Raw genomic sequence first — 6,197 nt, 5'->3', positions numbered from 1 at the left:
CTCGAGCAGCATTTCGATACCGGCGTCGCACACGCGGGCCGCACGCTTCATCGAAGCGATCTCTGCCTCATTTTTCTTGGACTTCAGCTGCTCGATGATCATGGATCGTTTCACTTCGGATTCTTTGAACGCCTCATTGATCGGGAACCAGAACTCCAGATCCATGTACGTATAACCACAAATGCCGATCTTTTTCGGCTTGTCGACAGCTGCGCGCTCTTTTAGGAACGGAGCCCAATCTTTACGGATTTCGCGGATGTCGCCGCCCATGTCATCCATAGCGGACACGGAGTGAGCCGACGGAATCTCACTCATTGGCAAGAAGAACACTGGATCGCGGTCAGGCACCAGATACAGCAGCATCGGCTGTGGATATACGCCATCAATGGTGCGGTAGTTTACTAGCCAGCGGATGTTGGACATTCGGTAGCAGTCGCCGAAGACGATCAATGCATCCAGACCCTCATCCACAATTTTTTGTTTCGCTATTTCAACACGGGCTTTATAGTCCTCATTGGTGATGATTTCACCCGGCCCTTGGAATTCGCCGTAACGTACCCATTTTTCAAATTTATCTGGAATCCATTTCAATGCTGCATTTGATATCATATCTTCGATCTCCTCTCAAATTTCAACTTTTATTTTTTTAGTTTCGTATTGAGCGCCCAGTCTGTGTATGCGGACGCAACATCTACGTTACTTTTATCAACAACCGCAGTCGGAACATTTAAAATTTTATCGACGGTATAGCCAAGAACTTCATTCATGAAAACCGCTTTAATAAATTCGCGTCCCATATCAACAGGACCAACGTTAACAGTGGCTGTCAGCTTACCTTTGCTGATCGATTCATAACCCGACTTAAGACCGTCGGCTCCGATCGTGATTATACCCTCTTTACCATCCCAGAGTTTCAGACCGCGTGCTTCCACTGCCTGTGTCGCGCCCTGAGCCATTTCCTCGTTCTCTCCATAGATCAAATTCACGTCAGGATGTGCTTGGAGCAGATTCTCGGCAGCCTGCATACCCTTGTCACGAACGTAATCCCCGCGCTGCTCACCCACGACTTGCAATTCCGGATACGGCTTAATCGCCTCAAGAAATCCTTCTTTTCGTGCGGTTGACCAATGGCCGGGCAGCCCCCAAATCAGTAGAATCTTTCCTTTTCCGTTCAGCTTTTTGGCTGCATACTGACCTACAAGATATCCTGACTGGTAATGGTTGTTATAACCAATTGCGGAGACTGCCTTCAAATCGCTTTCCTTCCACATTTCAGCTGGCATGTTGAACATATAAATCGCTGTTCCCGCGTCCATAGCCTTCTGGTAAACGGAATTCATAGCATCAAAATCGCCTGCAGAAGAGACCATAATTGCATCAAACTTCTTAGCAGTCCAGTTCTCAATTGTTGACACTTGGGCTTCCACTGCTTGATGCTCGCTCGGCGCAGCCATCTCATACTCGAACTTCACTCCAAAGCGGCTACTTAGTTCATTCATCATCGTATTAGCACCGTGCTCAACGATATCGTAGAATTCAGAAGCCGCTGGTGGTGCGAATCCAATTTTCAGCGTACGTCCTTTTGCAGCTTTGCTCACGAAATCCTCAAAATTCTTATCCCCCCACTGATAAGATGTACTTGATGAGGAAGAGCCCGCCTTGGTTGCTCCTGTTCCAGATACCGCCGATGACTCACTAGTGCTTTCACAGCCTGCCAGAAGCAAAGTTGTTATAAGGGCGACGACCATTGCGCTTTTCATACTTATTTTTCTAATTGACATGTGTTTGACCTCCTTCATTTTTTGAGCCCAATTTGGAATGCAATCAGCTTAACATGTACCCTTTGCCCTTTGCCCTTTCGTCTTTAACAATTTACATGGCTCACCCCCTAAAAATCGTTTCTCACCCTCAATCATTTTTTTCCTGGTTGCGTTTAAAATATCCGCCCCAAATATTTATAGATACGGCAACTAGAATGATGATACCCACGACGATCGTCTCCCAGTACGGATGTACGTTTAGCAGATTCATGGCATTTTTAATGGTGAATAAAATAATGGCTCCGAGCGCCGTTCCGACCAGGCTCCCCTTACCGCCTGATAAACTTGTTCCGCCGATAATGGCGGCAGCAATCGCCTCTAACTCGTAGTTCTTCCCCATCTCCGGGTGTACGGTGGTGAGGCGCGAGGCAAGAAGAATACCGGCTATGGCGGCGATCAGTCCAGATAAGGCGTAGACCTTTATACGCAGCTTGTCGACTTTGATACCAGATATGCGCACCGCTTCCTCACTACTCCCAAGAGCTTGAATGTGACGGCCAAACTTCATTCGGCGATAGACGAATAGGAGAACAAGAAGGAGAACAATCACTACAATAACCGGGAACTGCACATTCAAAAAACGTCCTTGACCGAGGAAATCGAAATTACTTTTCATGTACGACCGGAAAGGAATAGCTTTCGTCCAAACATAAAGGATACCGCGTGCAATAATCATCATGGCTAGAGTGGCAATAAAGGGAGATACGCCTAACTTCGTAATGACAAGCCCATTTACGATGCCTATCACTACGCCGAGAACTAGACCGGCCAGAATTGCAATGACAATGTTTACGTCCTGAAAAAGTAACCATGCCGTCATTCCACCGCTAATTCCGACGATAGAACCAACTGATAGATCAATTCCACCCGTTGAGAGAACAAAAGTCATACCTAACGCTAAGATCATAACGAAAGCAGATTGCTGCAGCACGTTTAACATATTGGTGTAAGATAAAAAGTGGGGCGAGATAATTGACATCGCTACGATGATAATTGCTAAGAAGATGATGAGGCCCAGTACTTGTTTATCTAGTCTCAGAGGCACATGCAAAAGCTTTGGACTATCCGAAACCGAATGTATGATATGTTTTTGACTATGATTTGCCAATTTCTTAACCTCCTTGAGAAGTAGCTAGGCCATTTCAATCCGTTCTCGAGGATGTAAAACGTTCTACACCCACGGCAGTAACGATGATCACACCGGTGATGATCAACCGATAAAACTGGTTTACCGCCAAGAGGTCCAAGCCGTTAGACACAAGTGCGAGTATAATTGCACCAATTGCAACACCAACCACACTCCCTTTGCCTCCAAACATACTGGTTCCTCCAATGACCGCCGCAGCGATAGCGTCCAATTCATAGGAAGTTCCCATTAGCGGTTGTACGGCCGTTAAACGTGAAGTCAGAAGGACACCCGCACCCGCAGCAAGCAAACCCGAAAGCGCATAAACTCTTATTTTAATGCTATCTGTGGAGATACCGGATAGATGCGCCGCTTCTTTGTTAGAGCCTACAGCAACAACAAAACGTCCGAAGCTGGTCGAAGTGAACAGAAAGTAACACAACAGAAAAACAACCAAAGTAATCAAGACCGGCATAGGTATTCCAAACACTTTTCCCTGTGCAATAAATTTAAACGCCGGTGTGGCAAAATTTCGGATTGGCTCCTTGATGGTGAACAGAAGCAGCAATCCCCGTGCAATGTAGAGCATCGCGAACGTGGCCAAAAAGGGAGATATCCGCAGCTTTGTGATCAGGATTCCGTTAAAAATGCCGATTAATGTGCCCAAGGCCAGTCCGGCCAAGATCGCGAACCACATGTTTATTCCGTTCATCATCAACCAACCGGTAATGCCTCCACATAAACCCAGAATCGATCCCACCGATAGATCAATGCCGCCCATCGTTAGTACAAACATCGTGCCAAAAGCAACGACCATAACAAATACAGATTGCAGCAGTAAGTTTGATAAATTTTCCACCGTCAGGAAGTGTGGTGACGTCACTGACAAGAGCACGAACAGTAAGACCAGGATCAACGGCACGCCCATTCCTTGGCGTGTAAAGACCGGCAGCAGCTTTCTAGTATTCGTAATCATTCATGTCCTCCCGAAGCGTAGAGCATAATATTCTCCTCTGTCGCTTCTTTTCGTGAAAACTCATGAACAAATTTTCCTTTGTGCATCACATAGATGCGATCGGAGAGCCCCATCAGCTCAGGGAGTTCAGAAGAAACAATCAGAACCGCTCCTCCATTCCGCACAAACTCAGCTATCAAATTGTAGACTTCAACCTTAGCCCCAACATCAATACCCTGCGTCGGTTCGTCAAAGATCAAAACCTTTGGCTGTGTGAAGAGCCACTTGGCTAATATGACTTTTTGCTGGTTTCCTCCGCTCAAGAACCTTACCTTCTGATTCACGGAAGGTGTCTTAATCCCCAAACGCTTAACATAATCCTCTGCTATTTGCGATTCCTGCCTTTTCTTTAGGACAAGCTTCTTAGATAGAACCCTATTAATCGCAGCCATTGTTATGTTATGACTAACCGATAGCTCCACTAACGCCCCTTGTAATTTTCGATTTTCTGGCAATAGGCCAATTCCACCCTTGATCGCATCGCGTGGTGACCGAATACGTAATTGTCGCCCTTCCACTGCTACGGTCCCCGAACTGATTGGATCCGCACCCACGACAGCCCGTACAGTCTCCGTCCGCCCTGATCCGGCGAGCCCGGCTATACCCACAATTTCACCCTGTCGAACATGGAAGTTGATGTCCCGCAGAACACCGCGACGGTTTAAATCGGAAACTCGCAGCAGCTCCTTGCCGATCCGCACTTGCTCTTTTACGATATGATTCGATATTTCCCGGCCAACCATCATGGAGACGAGCTGATCAATATTCGTATCTTCTTTATTCACTGTGGCAACGTTTCTGCCGTCACGCATGACACTGAAACGATCAGCCAATAAGAACAGCTCGCGCAGATGATGCGATACGTAAATGATCGATACACCCTGAGCCTTCAAGAGTCGGATGAAATCAAATAAAACTTCCCGCTCGTGTTCAGCAAGCGCTGCCGTTGGCTCATCCATGATTACGACAGATGCCTGATCAGAAAGCGCTTTCACAATCTCGATTACGCGATTTTTCAGTGCATCCAGCTCACTCACCGGCCGATGAAGATCCTCCACCGTAGGGAAAAATTTTCGGTACAGCTTCTCCGTCTCCTGAAACATAGCCTTCTCATTCATCGTTTGCAGCCCCAACACTGACGTAACAATTTCCCGTCCCAGGTATACATTCTGAACCGCAGTTAGGTGAGGTGCTAGTGTTGGCTCTTGAAAAATTGTACTGATGCCAAGCTCCTTAGCATGCTTTGTGCCATCTATTTCTACAATTTTGCCCCCGACTCGAATCTCCCCGCTATCCTTGCGGTATAATCCGGAGAGAATCTTAATCAGAGTGGACTTGCCGGCACCATTTTCTCCTACCAGCGCCAGCACTTCCCCTTTACGCACTTCAAGTGAAACGTCTTGGAGTGCCTTAACACCGGGGAATGACTTGGTGATTCCGGTCAACGAAAGAAGTACGCGATCGTCGTCTTCAGCTACCATCTGATATCCTTCACTCCTATCTATCATGAACTCTTGACGTATATGAACCGTGTTAATTTATTGCGCCTACCCTTATTAAACATCAAGTCGGGTAGGCGCATTTTTACCTCGGCAAAGCTTTATTTGTTATTCAACGTAAAGGAAACGGTTAAAGGTATGGAAAGGCTCCAGACCATTCTTGCGCACAACCACTTGATCCTCAGTCCGCACGCCGCCGATACCAGGAACGATCAATGAAAGTTCGTAAGCAAAGGTTTGGCCTTCTTCAAGCACATTGTCGCAAGCCGGTCCGATTTCCGGAATATCTTCCTCTGGATCCATGCCTGTTGCATGCGCGCCGGTACGGCCTTCGCTCACTTCTACCAGATATTGCTCAACTTCGTATTTACGGAATGCCTCACGGATGACACGGTCAGCCTCGATACCGGTCATGCCGGCTTTAATTTTTTGCAAGCACTCTTCGTATCCGAGGGAGCAGGCTTCCATCAATCGTTTTGCCTCTGGAGACACGTTGCCGTAACAGATCGTGCGGGCATTGTCAGAAGAGTAGTCATTTACGCGAATACCGTAATCCATCATGACAAGATCACCACGACGCATTTGACGGTTAGTTGGGCGTTTGAAGAGGACGTCTGTATTCTCACCGGATTGGATCATGATGTCATAAGCGATCGCGTGTCCACCGTTTGCGAACATTGCTGCGTAGACAAGCGAGGTAGCTTCCTGCTCGGTAATCCCTTCGCTGTCCCGCAGCA

General features: G+C 47.3%; 6 protein-coding genes. All 6 read right to left on the bottom strand.

Features of this window, described 5'->3' with window-relative positions; genetic code table 11:
* A partial coding sequence (locus G519_RS0137565) for an aminopeptidase P family N-terminal domain-containing protein (RefSeq protein ID WP_029198921.1) occupies positions 1-609 on the bottom strand: 609 nt, incomplete at its 3' end.
* A gap of 29 nt (positions 610-638) precedes the next feature.
* Positions 639-1,781, bottom strand: a complete 1,143-nt coding sequence (locus tag G519_RS0137560) for a sugar ABC transporter substrate-binding protein (protein ID WP_029198920.1) — start codon at positions 1,779-1,781, stop codon at positions 639-641.
* 127 nt (positions 1,782-1,908) lie between these two features.
* Positions 1,909-2,928: an ABC transporter permease gene (locus G519_RS0137555; RefSeq protein WP_051254076.1), complete on the bottom strand. Its 1,020-nt coding sequence runs from the start codon at positions 2,926-2,928 to the stop codon at positions 1,909-1,911.
* Positions 2,929-2,962: 34 nt separating this feature from the next.
* Positions 2,963-3,922, bottom strand: coding sequence for an ABC transporter permease (locus G519_RS0137550; protein ID WP_036635424.1), 960 nt, complete (start codon positions 3,920-3,922; stop codon positions 2,963-2,965).
* Positions 3,919-5,442 carry a sugar ABC transporter ATP-binding protein gene (locus tag G519_RS0137545; protein WP_029198917.1) on the bottom strand — a complete coding sequence of 508 codons (1,524 nt, stop codon included), beginning with the start codon at positions 5,440-5,442 and terminating at the stop codon, positions 3,919-3,921. The genes G519_RS0137550 and G519_RS0137545 overlap by 4 nt, the downstream gene beginning before the upstream one ends.
* Before the next feature lie 126 nt (positions 5,443-5,568).
* Positions 5,569-6,197 (bottom strand): M24 family metallopeptidase (locus G519_RS0137540; RefSeq protein ID WP_029198916.1); only part of this gene is annotated, 629 nt, incomplete at its 5' end.

The organism is Paenibacillus alginolyticus DSM 5050 = NBRC 15375 (genome assembly GCF_000422905.1).
GTDB classification, from domain to species: domain Bacteria; phylum Bacillota; class Bacilli; order Paenibacillales; family NBRC-103111; genus Paenibacillus_E; species Paenibacillus_E alginolyticus.
The sequence above is the reverse complement of the archived record's forward strand: the minus strand, read 5'-3'. Positions and strand labels throughout refer to the sequence as shown.